14 protein-coding genes are annotated in these 14,999 nt (G+C 67.6%); 11 read left to right on the plus strand and 3 right to left on the minus strand.

Going from position 1 to position 14,999, the window contains the following annotated elements; all coding sequences use genetic code 11:
• Window positions 1-6 precede the first annotated feature (6 nt).
• The gene (locus tag ACYAF3_RS12405; protein ID WP_003118595.1) at window positions 7-1,365 is read right to left on the minus strand and encodes an OprD family porin; all 1,359 of its coding nucleotides are present in this window, start codon (window positions 1,363-1,365) and stop codon (window positions 7-9) included.
• Between the two features lie 247 nt (window positions 1,366-1,612).
• Here ACYAF3_RS12405 and ACYAF3_RS12410 point away from each other — a divergent pair, with 247 nt between their 5' ends.
• On the plus strand, window positions 1,613-2,338 hold the full coding sequence (locus ACYAF3_RS12410; protein ID WP_003083962.1) for an acid phosphatase: 726 nt from the start codon (window positions 1,613-1,615) through the stop codon (window positions 2,336-2,338).
• A gap of 23 nt (window positions 2,339-2,361) precedes the next feature.
• Here ACYAF3_RS12410 and ACYAF3_RS12415 read toward each other — a convergent pair whose 3' ends face one another.
• On the minus strand, window positions 2,362-3,279 hold the full coding sequence (locus tag ACYAF3_RS12415) for a LysR family transcriptional regulator (RefSeq protein ID WP_003083964.1): 918 nt from the start codon (window positions 3,277-3,279) through the stop codon (window positions 2,362-2,364).
• A gap of 349 nt (window positions 3,280-3,628) precedes the next feature.
• On the opposite strand from ACYAF3_RS12415, the gene ACYAF3_RS12420 reads away from it, so the two are divergent.
• From ACYAF3_RS12420 to ACYAF3_RS12460, 9 genes are all read left to right on the plus strand, one after another.
• Window positions 3,629-6,001, plus strand: coding sequence for a TonB-dependent receptor (locus ACYAF3_RS12420; RefSeq protein ID WP_003158508.1), 2,373 nt, complete (start codon window positions 3,629-3,631; stop codon window positions 5,999-6,001).
• Between the two features lie 40 nt (window positions 6,002-6,041).
• Window positions 6,042-6,944: a TauD/TfdA dioxygenase family protein gene (locus ACYAF3_RS12425; protein ID WP_003112660.1), complete on the plus strand. Its 903-nt coding sequence runs from the start codon at window positions 6,042-6,044 to the stop codon at window positions 6,942-6,944.
• Window positions 6,945-7,011: 67 nt separating this feature from the next.
• The gene (locus ACYAF3_RS12430) at window positions 7,012-7,911 is read left to right on the plus strand and encodes a TauD/TfdA dioxygenase family protein (RefSeq protein ID WP_128669670.1); all 900 of its coding nucleotides are present in this window, start codon (window positions 7,012-7,014) and stop codon (window positions 7,909-7,911) included.
• A 646-nt stretch (window positions 7,912-8,557) separates the two neighbouring features.
• Window positions 8,558-9,676, plus strand: coding sequence for a Re/Si-specific NAD(P)(+) transhydrogenase subunit alpha (locus tag ACYAF3_RS12435; RefSeq protein WP_003112662.1), 1,119 nt, complete (start codon window positions 8,558-8,560; stop codon window positions 9,674-9,676).
• A gap of 75 nt (window positions 9,677-9,751) precedes the next feature.
• The gene (locus ACYAF3_RS12440) at window positions 9,752-10,060 is read left to right on the plus strand and encodes an NAD(P) transhydrogenase subunit alpha part 2 (RefSeq protein ID WP_003083974.1); all 309 of its coding nucleotides are present in this window, start codon (window positions 9,752-9,754) and stop codon (window positions 10,058-10,060) included.
• Window positions 10,060-11,496 carry an NAD(P)(+) transhydrogenase (Re/Si-specific) subunit beta gene (locus tag ACYAF3_RS12445; protein ID WP_124138720.1) on the plus strand — a complete coding sequence of 479 codons (1,437 nt, stop codon included), beginning with the start codon at window positions 10,060-10,062 and terminating at the stop codon, window positions 11,494-11,496. The genes ACYAF3_RS12440 and ACYAF3_RS12445 overlap by 1 nt, the downstream gene beginning before the upstream one ends.
• 342 nt (window positions 11,497-11,838) lie before the next feature.
• Window positions 11,839-12,651 carry an energy transducer TonB gene (locus ACYAF3_RS12450; protein ID WP_003117234.1) on the plus strand — a complete coding sequence of 271 codons (813 nt, stop codon included), beginning with the start codon at window positions 11,839-11,841 and terminating at the stop codon, window positions 12,649-12,651.
• Between the two features lie 28 nt (window positions 12,652-12,679).
• Window positions 12,680-13,399 carry a MotA/TolQ/ExbB proton channel family protein gene (locus ACYAF3_RS12455; protein ID WP_003123822.1) on the plus strand — a complete coding sequence of 240 codons (720 nt, stop codon included), beginning with the start codon at window positions 12,680-12,682 and terminating at the stop codon, window positions 13,397-13,399.
• Window position 13,400: 1 nt separating this feature from the next.
• Window positions 13,401-13,802 (plus strand): ExbD/TolR family protein, encoded by a 402-nt coding sequence (locus ACYAF3_RS12460; protein ID WP_003106175.1) that lies wholly within the window; start codon window positions 13,401-13,403, stop codon window positions 13,800-13,802.
• Window positions 13,803-13,984: 182 nt separating this feature from the next.
• Here ACYAF3_RS12460 and ACYAF3_RS12465 read toward each other — a convergent pair whose 3' ends face one another.
• Window positions 13,985-14,197, minus strand: a complete 213-nt coding sequence (locus ACYAF3_RS12465; protein ID WP_003111981.1) for a DUF3079 domain-containing protein — start codon at window positions 14,195-14,197, stop codon at window positions 13,985-13,987.
• A 215-nt stretch (window positions 14,198-14,412) separates the two neighbouring features.
• Between ACYAF3_RS12465 and ACYAF3_RS12470 the strand changes: the two genes are divergently transcribed.
• Window positions 14,413-14,994, plus strand: a complete 582-nt coding sequence (locus tag ACYAF3_RS12470; protein WP_003106176.1) for an alpha/beta hydrolase — start codon at window positions 14,413-14,415, stop codon at window positions 14,992-14,994.
• Window positions 14,995-14,999 lie beyond the last annotated feature (5 nt).

Raw genomic sequence — 14,999 nt, forward strand, 5'->3', positions numbered from 1 at the left:
GGGGCGTCACCAGATCGAGCGGGAGTAATCGACGACCAGCCGGGTTTCGTCGATGTCGCCGTCGAGATAGCTCGCGTTGCCCCGGTGCCAGGCCTGCGAGGCGCGCAGCGCGAGGCCGGCGAGGGGGCCCGCCTTGACCCGATAGGCGAAGCCGAGGTCGTTTTCCCGGTGCCGCCCGTCACGCCCGTAGAGTCCGGCGTAGATGCTCTCGGCGGCACTGCTGGCGCTGGCCCCGGCACGGCCGCGGGCATGCAGCGCATGCAGGCTGAGCCCAGGCAGGCCGAGCGCGCCGAGGTCCAGGTCATAGCGTAATTGCCAGGAACGCTCGCCCGGTCCGTTGAAGTCGGAGTAGCCCACCGAGTTGGCCAGTACCATGGACGCGCTGGAGCGCCCGTCGCCGAAGGCCATGTAGTCGAACGGCTGCTCGCCATGGACACGCTGGTAGGCCAGGGTGATGCGCTGCGGCCCCTGTTCGTAGCCCAGGGCCAGGGAGCTGGCCAGGGTGTCGATGCGGCCGAAGCGGCTCTGGCCGCTGTCGCGGGTGCGGTAGGCGTCGAGGTCGACCCGCAGCGCGCGCTCCCCGCCCAGCGGCTGGCGATGGCTGGCGCCGAAATAGGCCTGCTGCCAGATGTCGTCGAAGCGCGAGGCGTAGAGCGACAGTTGCAGCCGCTCCGTGGCCTGCCATTGACCGCCGAGGAAGCCGACCGCGTCGAGGCGCACCGGATAGGCGCCGAGGCGTCCGTAGACGGTGCTGATGTCGCCGCGGACCTTGGATTCGCCGGGGCCGGAGGCGGCGGTGAAGCGCCCACCCTCGAGCAGCAGCCCGTCGAACGAGCGGTCCTCCAGCAGCAGGCCGTAGGCCATGCCGGCCAGCGTGCGGTTGCTGCTGGCGGCGAACACCGGCGCGCTGGTGGTGGTCTGGCCGTACTTCAGGCGGGTTTCGCCGTGGCGTAGCCTGAGGGCGCCACCGACCTTGCCGTAGCGATGGTCGGGATGGCCGTCGGCGCCGACCGGCAGGTTGCCGGTGCCGGTGCGGCCGCCGCCGCTGTCCAGTTGCAGGCCGAGCATGGCATGGGCGTCGAGGCCGAAGCCGAGGCTGCCCGGCGTGTAGCCGGAGGCGAACTGGAGGCGCAGGCCCTGGGTGGCTTCCTCGCGGTAGCCGTTGCGCTCGCTCCTGGGCTTGAAGCGGTTGCGCCCGGCGTTGTTCGGGCTGTCGCGGTAGTCGCGGTTGAAGTAGTAGGTGCGAGCGAGGAACTGCAGTTCGCTGTCCTCGACGAAGCCCCCATCCCCGGCCGTCGCGGCCGCCCCTTCGGAAAGCGTGCCGGCGACCAGGCCGGCGAATACAGCGCGTCTGAGATTTTGCATTTATTGTTTTCTCCCACCTGAGTGCCAGGTGGGCGCAGTCTCGGAAGTCGCTCCGCAGGCCGCTTGTGTTTCCCTGCCTCGGCTTTTGACGGGGCCTGCCATTGGCAGGGACTGGCATGTGCAACGGCAGGCCGGGTCAAGCATTTCGGAAGTCACCGACGGAGAGTGTGGCGTCGGCCGTCATCCGCAACGGCCGTGGGTGGGAGCCTCGGCTCCCGATGCAACCTCGCCTCAGGGAATACGCTTCATGAACAACAAGACCCTATGCCCTTCGCTCTTGCTCTGCCTTTCGCTGCTCGCGCCGCTGTCTTGTCTCGGGGAGACCGCCGCCGCGCCCTATCCGCTGGCCCACCCACCGCGCCTGGCCGACTACCTTCCGCCGCCGCCGGCGGCGGACTCGGCTGCGGCCGTCGCCGATCTCGGCGCGGTGCTGGAGGCGCAACGCCTGCGCACGCCCGAACAGGTACGCCGGGTACGCGCCCACGACCAGTGGGAGGACAACGTCTTCCCCTTCGCCGGCGACCTGCTGGGCGCCTCGTTCGACAAGGAACGCCTGCCGCTGACCCGGAGCTTCTTCAACCGCGCCCAGGAAAACCTGGTCGAGGTGCTGATGCCGGCGAAGAAGCACTTCGCCCGCCCGCGTCCCTACGAAGTGACACCGAAGGTGAAGCCGGTGCTGCCGCCGCCGGAGGGGGAGTCCTATCCCAGCGGCCACACCATGGACAGCTACTTCAAGGCCTCGCTGCTGAGCATGCTGGTGCCGGAGCATCACGATGCGTTCTTCGCCCGCGCCGAGGAGCATGCGCAGAGCCGGGTGCTGGCCGGCGTGCACTTCCCCAGCGACCTGGAAGGCGGGCAGACCGCCGCCGCGGCGCTGGTGGCGAGCCTGCTGGCCGATCCGGCGGTGGCCGCCGACTTCGCCGCGGTGCGCGAGGAGCTGCGCGGCGCGCTGGGGTTGCCGAAACTCCAGTAGAGGAAGGGAAAGCGCGCGGCGGCTCAGGCCGCCGCGTGTTGCGCCTGGTCCAGTTCCACCAGCGTCTCGATCATCGCCTTCGCCGCTGCCGAAAGCCGGTAGCCGCTGCGGCTGATGATGCCGCAGCGGGCGCTGAGGCTATCCAGGTTCTGCGGCAGGTTGCGCCACTGTAGCGGTTGCAGTTCGCCGCGCTGCAGGTAGGGGCGCAGGGTCTCGTCGCTGGCGATGCCGATGGCGTCGGTCTGGCGGACGATACGGATCAGCGCGTGCATGTTCTCGCAGCGGATGTTGGCGGCGAAGTCGATCTTGCCGCTGAGGTTCGCCAGCAGCTTGCGGATGCCCGGGGGAATCAGGGTCGAGGCCAGCGGGTAGTTGAACAGGTCGTTGGTGGACAGGCTGTCCTTGCCCAGCAGCGGATGTTGCGGACGGCAGAAGAACTGGCCGCGGCGCGGGGTCAGCGGGCGCGTCTGGAAGTTCGGGTCGGCCTCGAAGTCGCGGATGTCGGCGACGAAGAATTCGATCTCTTCGCGGAGCAGGGCGCGGCTGAGCTTTTCCCAGTTGTCCACGTCCAGGCTGATCTGCACCCGCGGGTGGCGGTTGATGAAGTCGGCCACCGCGTCCGGCACCAGTTGCTGGGCCGGCGCCGGCCCGCTGCCGAAGCGCAGCTCGCCGGCATCCAGCTTGTTCAACTGGGCGATCTCGTGGATCAGGTTGGCCGACCCCTGCACCAGGCTCAGCGCGTGTTGCAGCACCACCTGGCCTTCCGGCGTCGGGCGCAGGTCCTTGCTGCCACGGTCCACCAACTGACAGCCAAGCTCCTGCTCCAGGCCCTGGATGCTGCGGCTGAAGGCCGGCTGGGTGATGCCCATGGCGTCCGCCGCGCGGACGAAACTGCGGTGTTCGGCGAGGGCGATGAAGTAACGCAGTTGGCGCAGATCCATGATGCTTTACCGGCATTGGAAATATTGGACAAAGGCATTTGCCGTTCGGGATGTGCTGGTTTTAAATGCAAGCTCTTATTCCGTCAACAAAGAACAAATTAGAAAAATATGCGATTTAGTAATAAGCATAGATAGACCCCAGGAGCTGAACATGGTCCACCGTGCCTTTGCCGCCCCACCTCCGCCGTTCCGAATGCCCTTCCGCGTCGCCGGCGGCTGTCGCCCCTGACAGTCGCCCGGGGCTGAGCCGTCCGCCGGCCCCCTTCGAACCTTTCGCCAGATCGCTGCCTTGCGCGGCATGGCCGCCTGCTGCCTGCGTCCGGCTGCGCCGGAACCGAGGACATTCACGATGAAGCACCACTACCGCTTGCCGCTCCGCCGAACGCCGCCCGGCGGCTCCGACTACGCCCTGGCCCTGCTGCTCGCCCTCGGCGGTGCGTTGCCGGCCAGTGCCGCCGATGCTCCCGCGCCCGCCGAGGAAGCGCCGCCGCTGGCCAGCAGCGTCCCGGACAAGGCCGATACGGCCCTGGGTAAGGTCACTGTCACCGCGCGTCGCCGCGAGGAGGATTCGCAGAAGGTACCGACGCCGATCACCGTGCTCGGCGGCGAGACTCTCGAGGCCCAGCGCATCTCCCGGGTGCAGGACCTGCAGCAGGTGCTGCCCAGCGTCAATGTCGCCTACATCCATGCGCGGCAGTCGAGCGTCGCCGTGCGCGGCATCGGCAACAACCCCGCCAGCGACGGCCTGGAAGGCAGCGCCGGGATCTACCTCGACAACGTCTACCTGGGACGTCCGGGAATGGCCGTGTTCGACCTGCTGGACATCGAGCAACTGGAGCTGCTGCGCGGTCCGCAGGGCACCCTGTTCGGCAAGAACACCACCGCCGGGGTGCTGAACATCAGCACCCGCGCGCCGACCTTCACTGCCGAGCGTACCGTCGAGGTCTCCGGCGGGCAGGATGGCTACTTCCAGGGCCGCGGCACGGTTTCCGGGCCGCTCGGCGAAACCCTCGCCGGACGCCTCTCGGCCTATCGCACCCGCGACGACGGCTACATCAAGAACATCCACGACGACAACTATCTCAACGGCGGCGAGCGCCAGGGCGCGCGCGGGCAATTGCTGTTCGAGCCGAACGAGGACTTCAGCCTGCGCTGGATCGCCGACTACAACGAGGAGGATTCGAGCAACGGCAGCATGGTGGTCTACGGCGGCGCCGAGCGTTTCTGGCAGCGCGCCGCGCTGGTCGGCGCTTCGCCGTTGCGCGATCCGCAGCGCAGGAAGGTCAACATCAACGGCCGCCAGCACGTCAGCGTGCACCAGGGCGGCAGCTCGCTGGAGGCCAACTGGAACCTCGCCGGCGGCTACCGCCTGACCTCCATCAGCGCCTACCGCTACTGGCACTTCACCCCGGCCAACGACGAGCAACTGAACGTCTCGGCGATCAACGACACCGGGGTGGAAGTGCACGACCGGCAGTTCTCCCAGGAGATCCGCCTGGCCTCGCCCACCGGCGGTGCCTTCGACTACGTGGTGGGCGCCTACGCGTTCAGGCAGAACCTCGGCAACAAGACCTTCACCTCCTACGGACCGTTGGCCGACCTGTACCTGCTCGGCGCCAATCTCGGCGCGCTGAACGACACCTACTCGAAGGCCAACGGCAAGATCGAGACCGACAGCTTCGCGCTGTTCGCCCAGGGCACCTGGCACCTCACCGAACGCCTGGACTTCACCGCCGGCCTGCGTGGTACCTACGAGGAGAAGAACGCCAAGGTCGAGCGCTTCGCTCCGCTGGGCGGCGCGGCGGTCGGCGGGGTCGGCGCGGCGGTGCGCAACGGCCAGCTCGGCGCCTACGATTCCGGCGATCTCAGCCAGTACAACTTCGCCCCTTCGGCGTTGCTCAGCCTCAGCTACCAGTTCAGCGACGACCTGCTCGGCTACGCCAGCCTGTCCCACGGCGAGAAGTCCGGCGGGGTCAACCTGGCGGTGGGCAGCGCACCGAGCGCCGGCGCCGATTCGCTGCTGGTCGGACCGGAGCGCGCCAACGACGCCGAGCTGGGCCTGAAGAGCACGCTCTTCGACCGGCGCCTGCTGCTCAACGCCAACCTGTTCTGGACCGGCATCCACGGCTACCAGGCCACCACCCTGTACCAGGCGCCGGGCTCGACCCAGTTGGTGCAGGTGCTGGCCAACGCCGGCAGCGTGCGCTCGCGTGGTCTGGAGTTCGAGGCCACCGCGCTGCCGTTGCGCGGCCTGACCCTGAACTTCAACGGCTCCTATAACGACGTCACCTACCTGTCGTTCAAGGATGCCCCGTGCCCTGCGGAAGTCAGCACCCGGCCCGGCGCGCCGAGCAGTTGCGACCTCACCGGGCAGCGCGTGGTCGGCGCCTCGAAATGGATCGCCAATCTCAATGGCGAATACCAGTGGCGCCTCGACGACCGCTTCCAACCCTACGTCAGCGCCAGCTACGCCTACCGCTCCGCCGCCGAGGGCACGCTGGACAACTCCGACCTTTCGAAGATCGACGGCTACGCCCTGGTGAACCTCGCCGCCGGTCTGCGCAGCGATCTCGGCGACGGCCAACTGGACACCTCGGTATGGCTGAAGAACGCCTTCGACAAGGACTACTACCTGAGCGCCTTCGCCAGCATCAACGGCTCCTACACCGCATCGGTGGGGCAGCCGCGCACGCTCGGCGTATCGCTGCGCTACGACTTCTGAGCCTTCACCCACGCAGTACCCCACGCATGAGGAACATGACATGAGCAATGCAGCACAAGCCCTCGCCACGCCGGTACGGCTCGACATCCGGCCGGTCGCCGGACGGATCGGCGCGGAGATTCGCGGCGTGACCCTGTCCGGCGAACTGGACGCCGCCACCGTCGAGGCGATCCAGGCCGCCCTGGTACGCCACAAGGTGATCTTCTTCCGGGACCAGAGCCATCTCGACGACCAGACCCAGGAGGCCTTCGCCCACTTGCTCGGCGAACCGGTCGCCCACCCCACCGTGCCGTCCCGCGAAGGCACCCGCTTCCTCCTCGAGCTGGATGGCGCCGAAGGCCGCCGGGCCAATTCCTGGCATACCGACGTGACCTTCGTCGAGGCCTACCCGAAGGCCTCGATCCTGCGCAGCGTGGTGGCCCCGGAGTCCGGCGGCGACACCGTCTGGGCCAACACGGCGAGCGCCTACGCCGACCTGCCGGCGGAGCTGCGCGAGCTGGCCGACCGGCTCTGGGCGGTGCACAGCAACGAGTACGACTACGCCGGGGTCAAGCCCAGCGCCTCGGTGGAGCAGTTGGAGAACTACCGCAAGGTGTTCACCTCGACCGTCTACGAGACCGAGCACCCGGTGGTCCGCGTGCATCCGCAAAGCGGCGAGCGGACGCTGCTCCTCGGCCACTTCGTGAAACGCCTGAAGGGTCTTTCGCAGCATGACTCGGCGCACCTCTTCGCGGTGCTGCAGGGGCACGTCACGCGCCTGGAGAACACCGTGCGCTGGCGCTGGCAGGCCGGCGACGTGGCGATCTGGGACAATCGCGCGACCCAGCACTACGCGATCGACGACTACGGCGACCAGCCGCGCGTGGTGCGCCGGGTGACCCTCGGCGGCGACGTGCCGGTAGGCATCGACGGGCAACGCAGCCGGACGATCCGGAAGGCATGACGGACCCGGCCCTCTCCTCGCCGGGGAGGGCGACCACAGGAAGAACGAACCCGCGAGGACCCCTTACATGAGCCAATCCGCCACCGCCCGGCAACCCGAACCCGAGGTCGCCGAGGCATTCCGCATCACCCCCCTGGAGGCGCCGCTGGGCGCCGAAGTCCGTGGCCTCGACGCGCGCCAGCCGCTGGCGCCGGAGCAGGTCCTGGCGCTCAAGCAGGCGCTGCGCGAGCACCACATCCTGGTGTTCCGCCAGCAGCACCTCGACGATGAGCAGTACTTGCGCTTCGCCACCCTGTTCGGCTCGGTGTTCCAGCCGCCGGCGGACATCCCGGTGCTGTCCTCGGGTGGCGACGGCAAGGTGCCGGACATCGTCAAGGTGGCCAACACCGGCGACGGCGAACTGGGCAACTTCGCCCTGCCGGCACACATCGACCACCAATGGACGCCGGTGCCGTCCTCCGGCTCGTTCCTCTACGCACTGGAGGTGCCGTCCAGTGGCGGCGAGACGCGCTTCACCAACCTGGCGCGCGCCTACGAGAGCCTCGACGAGGCGACCCGGCGCGAGATCGATGGCCTGCGCCTGATCAACTACAACCCCTTCATCCGCCTGCGCGAGGGCGGCTACGGCGGCGGTTTCGCCACCTACCGCACGCCGGACATCGAACCGATCCAGGGCAGCGAGCACCCGCTGGTACGCACCCACCCGGAAAGCGGCCGGCGCGTACTGTTCCTCAGCGCCCACACCGAGGTGGAGATTCCCGGCTACGACCCCGCGCGGGGCCAGGCGCTGATCGGTCGCCTGCGCGAACATCTGGCGCGCCCGGAACTGAGCTACAGCCACGCCTGGTCGGTGGGCGACATCGTCTGGTGGGACAACCAGGCCGTGCTGCATGCGCGCAACGCCTTCCCGGCCAGCGAGCGGCGGCGCCTGAAGCGCATCAGCCTGGCGGGCAGCCGTCCGTTCTGAGCCGGCATCCCCCAGCGTGCGCCGGCTCCTCCGTTGCCGACCGGCGTAGGTCGCTGCGCGCCGCTCTGGCGAGCCCCTTCCGTTCCGGCGAATAGCTAGCAGAACTGCGACATGCTGTCGCAGTTCTGCCATTTCTCCGCGTCTATCCTGCCCATAGGGCAATTCGCCTTTGGTCTAACGAGCTGGCCTGCAGCGCCCATGGAAAGGCGATTCTGACTTTGTAGTCAAAGTTTTGCTTTGCTACTTTGGCCAGGCATCAGGGATTGCTGATACAGCGTATTAAAAACATTAATTACCCCGGCATTCCGCGGCGCTGGCAGGATATTTTCCCGTCGAAGCCGTAGCGGCTTGACCTGATAGCCGGTCATTCACGGCAGGGATGTCATATTCTCGCGCGGGCTTCCCCGGATAGGCTGCACGCCAGTCAGGACGCGCCCGGCGGCGATGGGCGGGAATTGTTGGTCGGTTTATGACTTGTAGTTTCTCTGTCGTATGCCTTCAGAACTTGTTGAAGGCTTTTCGGCTCGATTGCACAATGCCGCGCCAAGGTTCGTTCGCGAATCGCGGTATGTGAGCTAGACCTCCGCAGCCGGTGCGCCATCCGCAGTGCCCCGGACTACTCGACAATCACGCAGGAGATTCGTGAGTGCAGATCGGTGTCCCCCTCGAGACCCATGCCGGTGAGACGCGGGTTTCCGCCACCCCGGAAACCGTCAAGAAGCTGATCGGCCAAGGCCACCAGGTGATCGTCCAGAGCGGCGCCGGCGTCAGCGCCAGCCAGCCGGACAGTGCCTATGAAGCCGCCGGCGCGACGATCGGCAGCGCCGCCGAGGCCTTCGGCGCCGACCTGGTGCTGAAGGTGGTCGCGCCCAGCGCCGCCGAGCTGGCCCAGATGAAAAGCGGCGCCGTGCTGGTCGGCATGCTCAACCCCTTCGACAACGAGAACATCGCCCGCATGGCCGAGCGCGGCATCACCGCCTTCGCCCTCGAGGCCGCGCCGCGTACCTCGCGGGCGCAGAGCCTGGACGTGCTCTCCTCGCAGGCCAACATCGCCGGCTACAAGGCGGTGATGCTCGCCGCCAACCACTACCCGCGCTTCATGCCGATGCTGATGACCGCCGCCGGTACCGTGAAGGCCGCCCGCGTGCTGATCCTCGGCGCCGGCGTCGCCGGCCTGCAGGCGATCGCCACGGCCAAGCGCCTGGGCGCGGTGATCGAGGCTTCCGACGTGCGTCCGGCGGTGAAGGAGCAGATCGAGTCGCTCGGCGCCAAGTTCGTCGACGTGCCCTACGAGACCGACGAAGAGCGCGAGTGCGCCGAAGGCGTCGGCGGCTACGCGCGGCCGATGCCGGCCTCGTGGATGGAGCGCCAGGCCAAGGCCGTGCACGAGCGCGCCAAGCAGTCGGACATCGTCATCACCACCGCGCTGATCCCCGGCCGCAAGGCGCCGACGCTGCTGCACGAGGCGACCGTGGCGGAGATGAAGCCGGGCTCGGTGGTCATCGACCTGGCCGCCGCCCAGGGCGGCAACTGCCCGCTGACCGAGGCCGACCAGGTCGTGGTCCGGCACGGCGTGACCATCGTCGGCCACAGCAACCTGGCCGCGCTGGTACCGGCGGACGCCTCGGCGCTATACGCGCGCAACATCCTCGATTTCCTCAAGCTCACCCTGAACGCCGAAGGCTTCAGCGTGAACCTCGAGGACGACATCGTCGCCGCCTGCCTGATGTGCCGCGACGGCCAGGCGGTGCGCAAGAACGGCTGAGCCGCTGCGTCGGGAAGCTTCGATAACGATAAATGCGCACGCCTCGCGCCTGCGCCCTGAAGACCGGTGAAAACGATGGATATCATTTCTGACGGGATCTACAACCTGATCATCTTCGTGCTGGCCGTGTACGTCGGCTACCACGTGGTATGGAACGTCACCCCTGCCTTGCACACCCCGCTGATGGCGGTGACCAACGCGATTTCCGCGATCGTCATCGTCGGCGCCATGCTCGCCGCCGCCCTGACCGTGACCCCGCTGGGCAAGGCCATGGGCACCCTCGCCGTGGCCCTGGCCGCGGTCAATGTGTTCGGTGGCTTCCTGGTCACCCGGCGCATGCTGGAAATGTTCAAGAAGAAAGCGCCGAAGGCGGGGGGCCACTGATGAGCATGAACCTGGTCACCCTCCTGTACCTCATCGCCTCGGTCTGCTTCATCCAGGCCCTGAAAGGCCTGTCGCACCCGACCACCTCGCGCCGCGGCAACCTCTTCGGCATGGTCGGCATGGCCATCGCCGTGGCCACCACCGTCGGCCTGGTGTTCAAGCTGGGCGCGGAGATCGCCACCACCGGCGTCGGCTACATCGTCGTCGGCCTGCTGGTCGGCGGTACCGCCGGCTCGATCATGGCCAAGCGCGTCGAGATGACCAAGATGCCCGAGCTGGTCGCCTTCATGCACAGCATGATCGGCCTGGCCGCGGTGTTCATCGCCATCGCCGCGGTGGTCGAGCCGCAGTCGCTGGGGATCGTCGCGCACCTGGGCGACACCATTCCCACCGGCAACCGCCTGGAGCTGTTCCTCGGCGCGGCCATCGGCGCCATCACCTTCTCCGGTTCGGTGATCGCCTTCGGCAAGCTCTCCGGCAAGTACAAGTTCCGCCTGTTCCAGGGCACCCCGGTGCAGTTCTCCGGGCAGCACCTGCTGAACCTGGTGCTCGGCCTGGCAACCCTAGGCCTGGGCCTGGTGTTCATGTTCACCGGCAACCTCACCGCCTTCGCCGCGATGCTGGCGCTGGCCTTCGTCCTCGGCGTGCTGATCATCATCCCCATCGGCGGCGCCGACATGCCGGTGGTGGTGTCGATGCTCAACTCCTATTCCGGCTGGGCCGCGGCGGGTATCGGCTTCTCGCTGAACAACTCGATGCTGATCATCGCCGGCTCGCTGGTCGGCTCTTCGGGCGCGATCCTCTCCTACATCATGTGCAAGGCGATGAACCGCTCGTTCTTCAACGTCATCCTCGGCGGCTTCGGCGCCGAAGCCGACGCCGGCGGCCCGGCGGGCTCCAAGGAGCAGCGTCCGGTGAAGTCCGGTTCGGCCGACGATGCCTCGTTCCTGCTGACCAACGCCGACAGCGTGATCATCGTCCCCGGCTACGGCCTGGCGGTGGCCCGTGCCCAGCACGCGCTGATGGAACTGGCGGAGAAGCTGACCCATCGCGGGGTCACCGTGAAGTTCGCCATCCACCCGGTCGCCGGGCGCATGCCGGGGCACATGAACGTGCTGCTGGCCGAGGCCGAGGTGCCCTACGAGCAGGTGTTCGAGATGGAGGACATCAACTCCGAGTTCGGCCAGACCGACGTGGTCCTGGTGCTCGGTGCCAACGACGTGGTCAACCCGGCGGCGAAGAACGATCCGAAGTCGCCCATCGCCGGCATGCCGATCCTCGAGGCCTACAAGGCCAAGACCGTGATCGTCAACAAGCGCTCCATGGCCAGCGGCTACGCCGGCCTGGACAACGAGCTGTTCTACCTGGACAAGACCATGATGGTGTTCGGCGACGCCAAGAAAGTCATCGAAGACATGGTCAAGGCGGTGGAGTGATTCCCCGCTGAGTCCACCAGAACCCCGGCCCAGGCCGGGGTTTTTCGTTTTCGCGGGTTGTCCGCGCAGCGTTCTCCGCCGCTTCCAACGGCGAAAACACCAGCCTTTCAGGAATATTTTTCATGCCCGCAAGGCATGGGTTTTTCGTCGGATCGCTGTAGCCCGCCAACCACGCGGCCTGTGGCGATAGGGGCAAAACCCATAGCTCCAGAAGTTATTTCCATAACAAAAATAATTACTTCAGGCGCTAAGCCTCCTTGCCAATCATGCAACTCCCTGCGCCGCTAGGACTCCAGCACGGACCTGAGCGGCCATCGAGTTCGTCAGTGCAAGGAGCTTTTCATGGCAACACCCCAGCCCGTCGATGCCCGCACGCAGCCCTGGCGCGAGACGCCCGGCGGCGACCTGGTGGCGCTCGGTCGGCCGGTTCGCCAGGCGTTGCACCTGGTTCGCCACAACCCGGCACAGGGTCGGGTGCTCAGCCGGCGCGAGACGATCCTGCTGGTCCTGTTCGCCCTGACCCTGCACGGAGCGGTGATCCATTGGCTGAGCCAGCAGAGAACCCCGGCGCTGCCCGAGGTGCCGCCACAGGTGCCGCCGATGACCATCGAGTTCACCGCCCCGGCGCCGCCGGTGGTGGAACCGCCGCCGCCCGAGCCGTTGCCGCCGGTGGTCGAGGAACCGCCACCACCGGTGGTCGACGAGAACGCGGTGAAGCCGCCGCCGCCGAAGCCGGTGCCCAAGCCGAAACCCAAGCCCAAGCCGCAACCCCGGCCCAAGCCGGCGCCGAAGGCCGTCGAGCCGGCTCCGCCCGCGCCGCCGCAACCCGCCGCGCCACCCGCCCCGCCGGCGCCGGCCGCCGCCCCGGCGCCGCTGACGCCGCCGTCGGCGAACGCCGGCTACCTGCACAACCCGGCGCCGGAATACCCCGCCCTGGCCATGCGCCGCGGCTGGGAGGGCACCGTGCTGTTGCGGGTGCATGTCCTCGCCAGCGGCAGCCCGAGCGAGATCCAGGTGCAGAAGTCGAGCGGACGCGAAGCCCTCGACCAGGCCGCGGTGAAAGCGGTCAAGCGCTGGTCCTTCGTTCCCGCCAAGCGCGGCGACAAGGCCGAGGACGGCTGGGTCAGCGTACCGATCGATTTCAAGTTGAACTGAATCTGCAGCGTCACAAGGAGCATCCGTCATGAGTCTGTTAACCACCCCGCTCGAATCCGTCGAAGGCGCCGTCATCTGGCTGCTGGTCGGCTTTTCCGTGGTCACCTGGGGCCTGGCCCTGGTCAAGGGCGTGCAGTTCGCCCGGCAGAAGCGCCAGGACCGCCAGTTCCAGAAGCAGTTCTGGAGCGCCACCAGCCTCGACTCCGCCGGCGAGCAGGCGCAGGACAAGCAGGGCGCCGGCGCCCGCGTGGCCCAGGCCGGCTTCGCCGCGATCCAGGTGCAGGACAACGGCCAGCCCGACCTGGCCCAGTCGATCAACCACCAGGACCGTCTCGAACGCGCCCTGCGCCAGCAGATCCAGCGCGAGCGGCGTTCCCTGGAGTCGGGCCTGGCGGTGCTCGCCTCGATCGGCTCGACCTCGCCCTTCATCGGTCTGTTCGGCACCGTCTGGGGCATCATGGAGGCGCTCAAGGGGATCAGCGCGGCCGGCTCGGCGAGCCTGGAGACCGTGGCCGGGCCGATCGGCAGCGCGCTGATCGCCACCGGCGTGGGAATCGCCGTCGCGGTGCCGGCGGTGCTGGTCTACAACTACTTCCTGCGGCGCCTGAAGCTGACCGCCGCCGACCTCGACGACTTCGCCCACGACTTCTACAGCCTGGCGCAGAAGAGCGCGTTCCGCGTCATCGTCCATCCCACCGCCGCGCGCCAGGCCGGCAACCCCTCGCGCAACGTGAAGGAGGCGTCCTGACATGGCCTTCTCGACCCAGGACAGCGACGAAGTCCTTTCCGAAATCAACGTCACCCCGCTGGTCGACGTGATGCTGGTGCTGCTGGTGGTGTTCATCGTCACCGCGCCGCTGCTGACCAACTCGATCCCGATCAACCTGCCGAAGACCGAATCGGTGGCCCCGCCGGAGCAGAAGGATCCCCTGGTGGTGAGCATCGATGGCGCCGGCAAGCTGTTCGTCAACAAGGACGAGATCCAGCCGGAGCTGCTGGAGAGCAACCTGGCCGCGGCCAAGGCGAAGGACGCCGAGGTCCGCGTGCAGTTGCAGGCCGACGAAGGGGTGAACTACGGCCAGGTGGCGAAGGCCATGGCTTCCATCGAGCGCGCCGGGATCACCAGGCTGGCGGTGATCACCGCACGCTGAAGCGAATCCACGCTGTCCGGCGCAGGCCGGGCGGGCAACGGTTTCGACCGCTCCGATCCGGGCAGGGGAGAGCGGTCTTTTTTTTATTCCGGATGGACGCTCCTCGGGCGTATCCGCCGAGGCCGGGCTCGCGAATGCGTCGCGCACCCTGTCCGGCGCTCGCACGTCCCACGCCTGGGCGCTCAGGCCTGGCGTGCCGGCGCCTCCTGCTCCTTGGCGTCCTCCGTTCCTTCGACTTCCCATTCACCGGCCCAGTCCTCGCCGAACAGTTCGCTGGGATGCTGGGTGCGGCTGGCGCCGTTGCCGCAGCCCATAGATTCCGCCGAGCAATAGCGGTCGCAACCCCAGCAGATGCGCTCCGGATGGCTGGGATGGAGAGGAAATTTCTTGGCCATGATCCTGTCCCGATACCTGATGCCTGCGCTCAGGTATACCGCCGATGGCTTGCGCCGCCCAGGCGTTGCCGCGGAAAAGTGGCTTCGGCTTGCGCTGGATCAACTCGATTGGCATATATGTATTAATAGAATATTAAAATTGCTTTTTATTCCTTAGAGAAAAAAGGCTGCGCCCTTACACTTCCCTGGTGATGAATTTTTCTGGAGGGTTCTCCATGCACAGCGAACGCGTCCGTTATGTGTTGGTGCCCGGTTGGTACGGCTCGGAAGACGCCCATTGGCAAAGTCACTGGCAGCGCGCGCTGCCCAATGCCTCACGGGTCGAGCAACAGGACTGGATCACCCCGCTGCGCGCCGACTGGATCGCCGAGCTGGACGCCGAGATCCGCCGCCAGCCCGGGCCGGTGGTGCTGATCGCGCACAGCCTGGGTTGTGTGACAGTGGCGCTGTGGGCGGCCCAGGCCGAGCGCCGGGTGCGCGACCAGGTACGCGGCGCCCTGCTGGTGGCGCCGGCCGACGTCGAGCGCGAGAGCTGCGCCGAGGCGCTGCGCAACTTCGCGCCGATCAGCCGCGAGCCGTTGCCGTTCCCCAGCGTGCTGGTGGGTTCCGACAACGACCAGGCCTGCAGCCCGCAGCGCGCCATGCACCTGGCCCGCGCCTGGGGCGCGGAGACGGTGATCCTGCCCGAGGCCGGGCACATCAACGTGAAGTCCGGCCACGGCGCCTGGGAGGCCGGCTACCGACACCTGTTCCGCTTGCAGTACCTGATCGACAGCCAGGCTCGCCGCCGCGCCTGAGACCA

The organism is Pseudomonas sp. TZ252, assembly GCF_056110345.1.

Coding starts and splice junctions, on each gene's coding strand:
- ACYAF3_RS12425 (WP_003112660.1), top strand. CDS start 6,042: ATGAGCAATGCAGCACAAGCCCTCGCCACGCCGGTACGGCTCGACATC.
- ACYAF3_RS12460 (WP_003106175.1), top strand. CDS start 13,401: ATGGCCTTCTCGACCCAGGACAGCGACGAAGTCCTTTCCGAAATCAAC.
- ACYAF3_RS12465 (WP_003111981.1), bottom strand. CDS start 14,197: ATGGCCAAGAAATTTCCTCTCCATCCCAGCCATCCGGAGCGCATCTGC.
- ACYAF3_RS12470 (WP_003106176.1), top strand. CDS start 14,413: ATGCACAGCGAACGCGTCCGTTATGTGTTGGTGCCCGGTTGGTACGGC.
- ACYAF3_RS12450 (WP_003117234.1), top strand. CDS start 11,839: ATGGCAACACCCCAGCCCGTCGATGCCCGCACGCAGCCCTGGCGCGAG.
- ACYAF3_RS12440 (WP_003083974.1), top strand. CDS start 9,752: ATGGATATCATTTCTGACGGGATCTACAACCTGATCATCTTCGTGCTG.
- ACYAF3_RS12415 (WP_003083964.1), bottom strand. CDS start 3,279: ATGGATCTGCGCCAACTGCGTTACTTCATCGCCCTCGCCGAACACCGC.
- ACYAF3_RS12410 (WP_003083962.1), top strand. CDS start 1,613: ATGAACAACAAGACCCTATGCCCTTCGCTCTTGCTCTGCCTTTCGCTG.
- ACYAF3_RS12430 (WP_128669670.1), top strand. CDS start 7,012: ATGAGCCAATCCGCCACCGCCCGGCAACCCGAACCCGAGGTCGCCGAG.
- ACYAF3_RS12405 (WP_003118595.1), bottom strand. CDS start 1,365: ATGCAAAATCTCAGACGCGCTGTATTCGCCGGCCTGGTCGCCGGCACG.
- ACYAF3_RS12455 (WP_003123822.1), top strand. CDS start 12,680: ATGAGTCTGTTAACCACCCCGCTCGAATCCGTCGAAGGCGCCGTCATC.
- ACYAF3_RS12445 (WP_124138720.1), top strand. CDS start 10,060: ATGAGCATGAACCTGGTCACCCTCCTGTACCTCATCGCCTCGGTCTGC.
- ACYAF3_RS12420 (WP_003158508.1), top strand. CDS start 3,629: ATGAAGCACCACTACCGCTTGCCGCTCCGCCGAACGCCGCCCGGCGGC.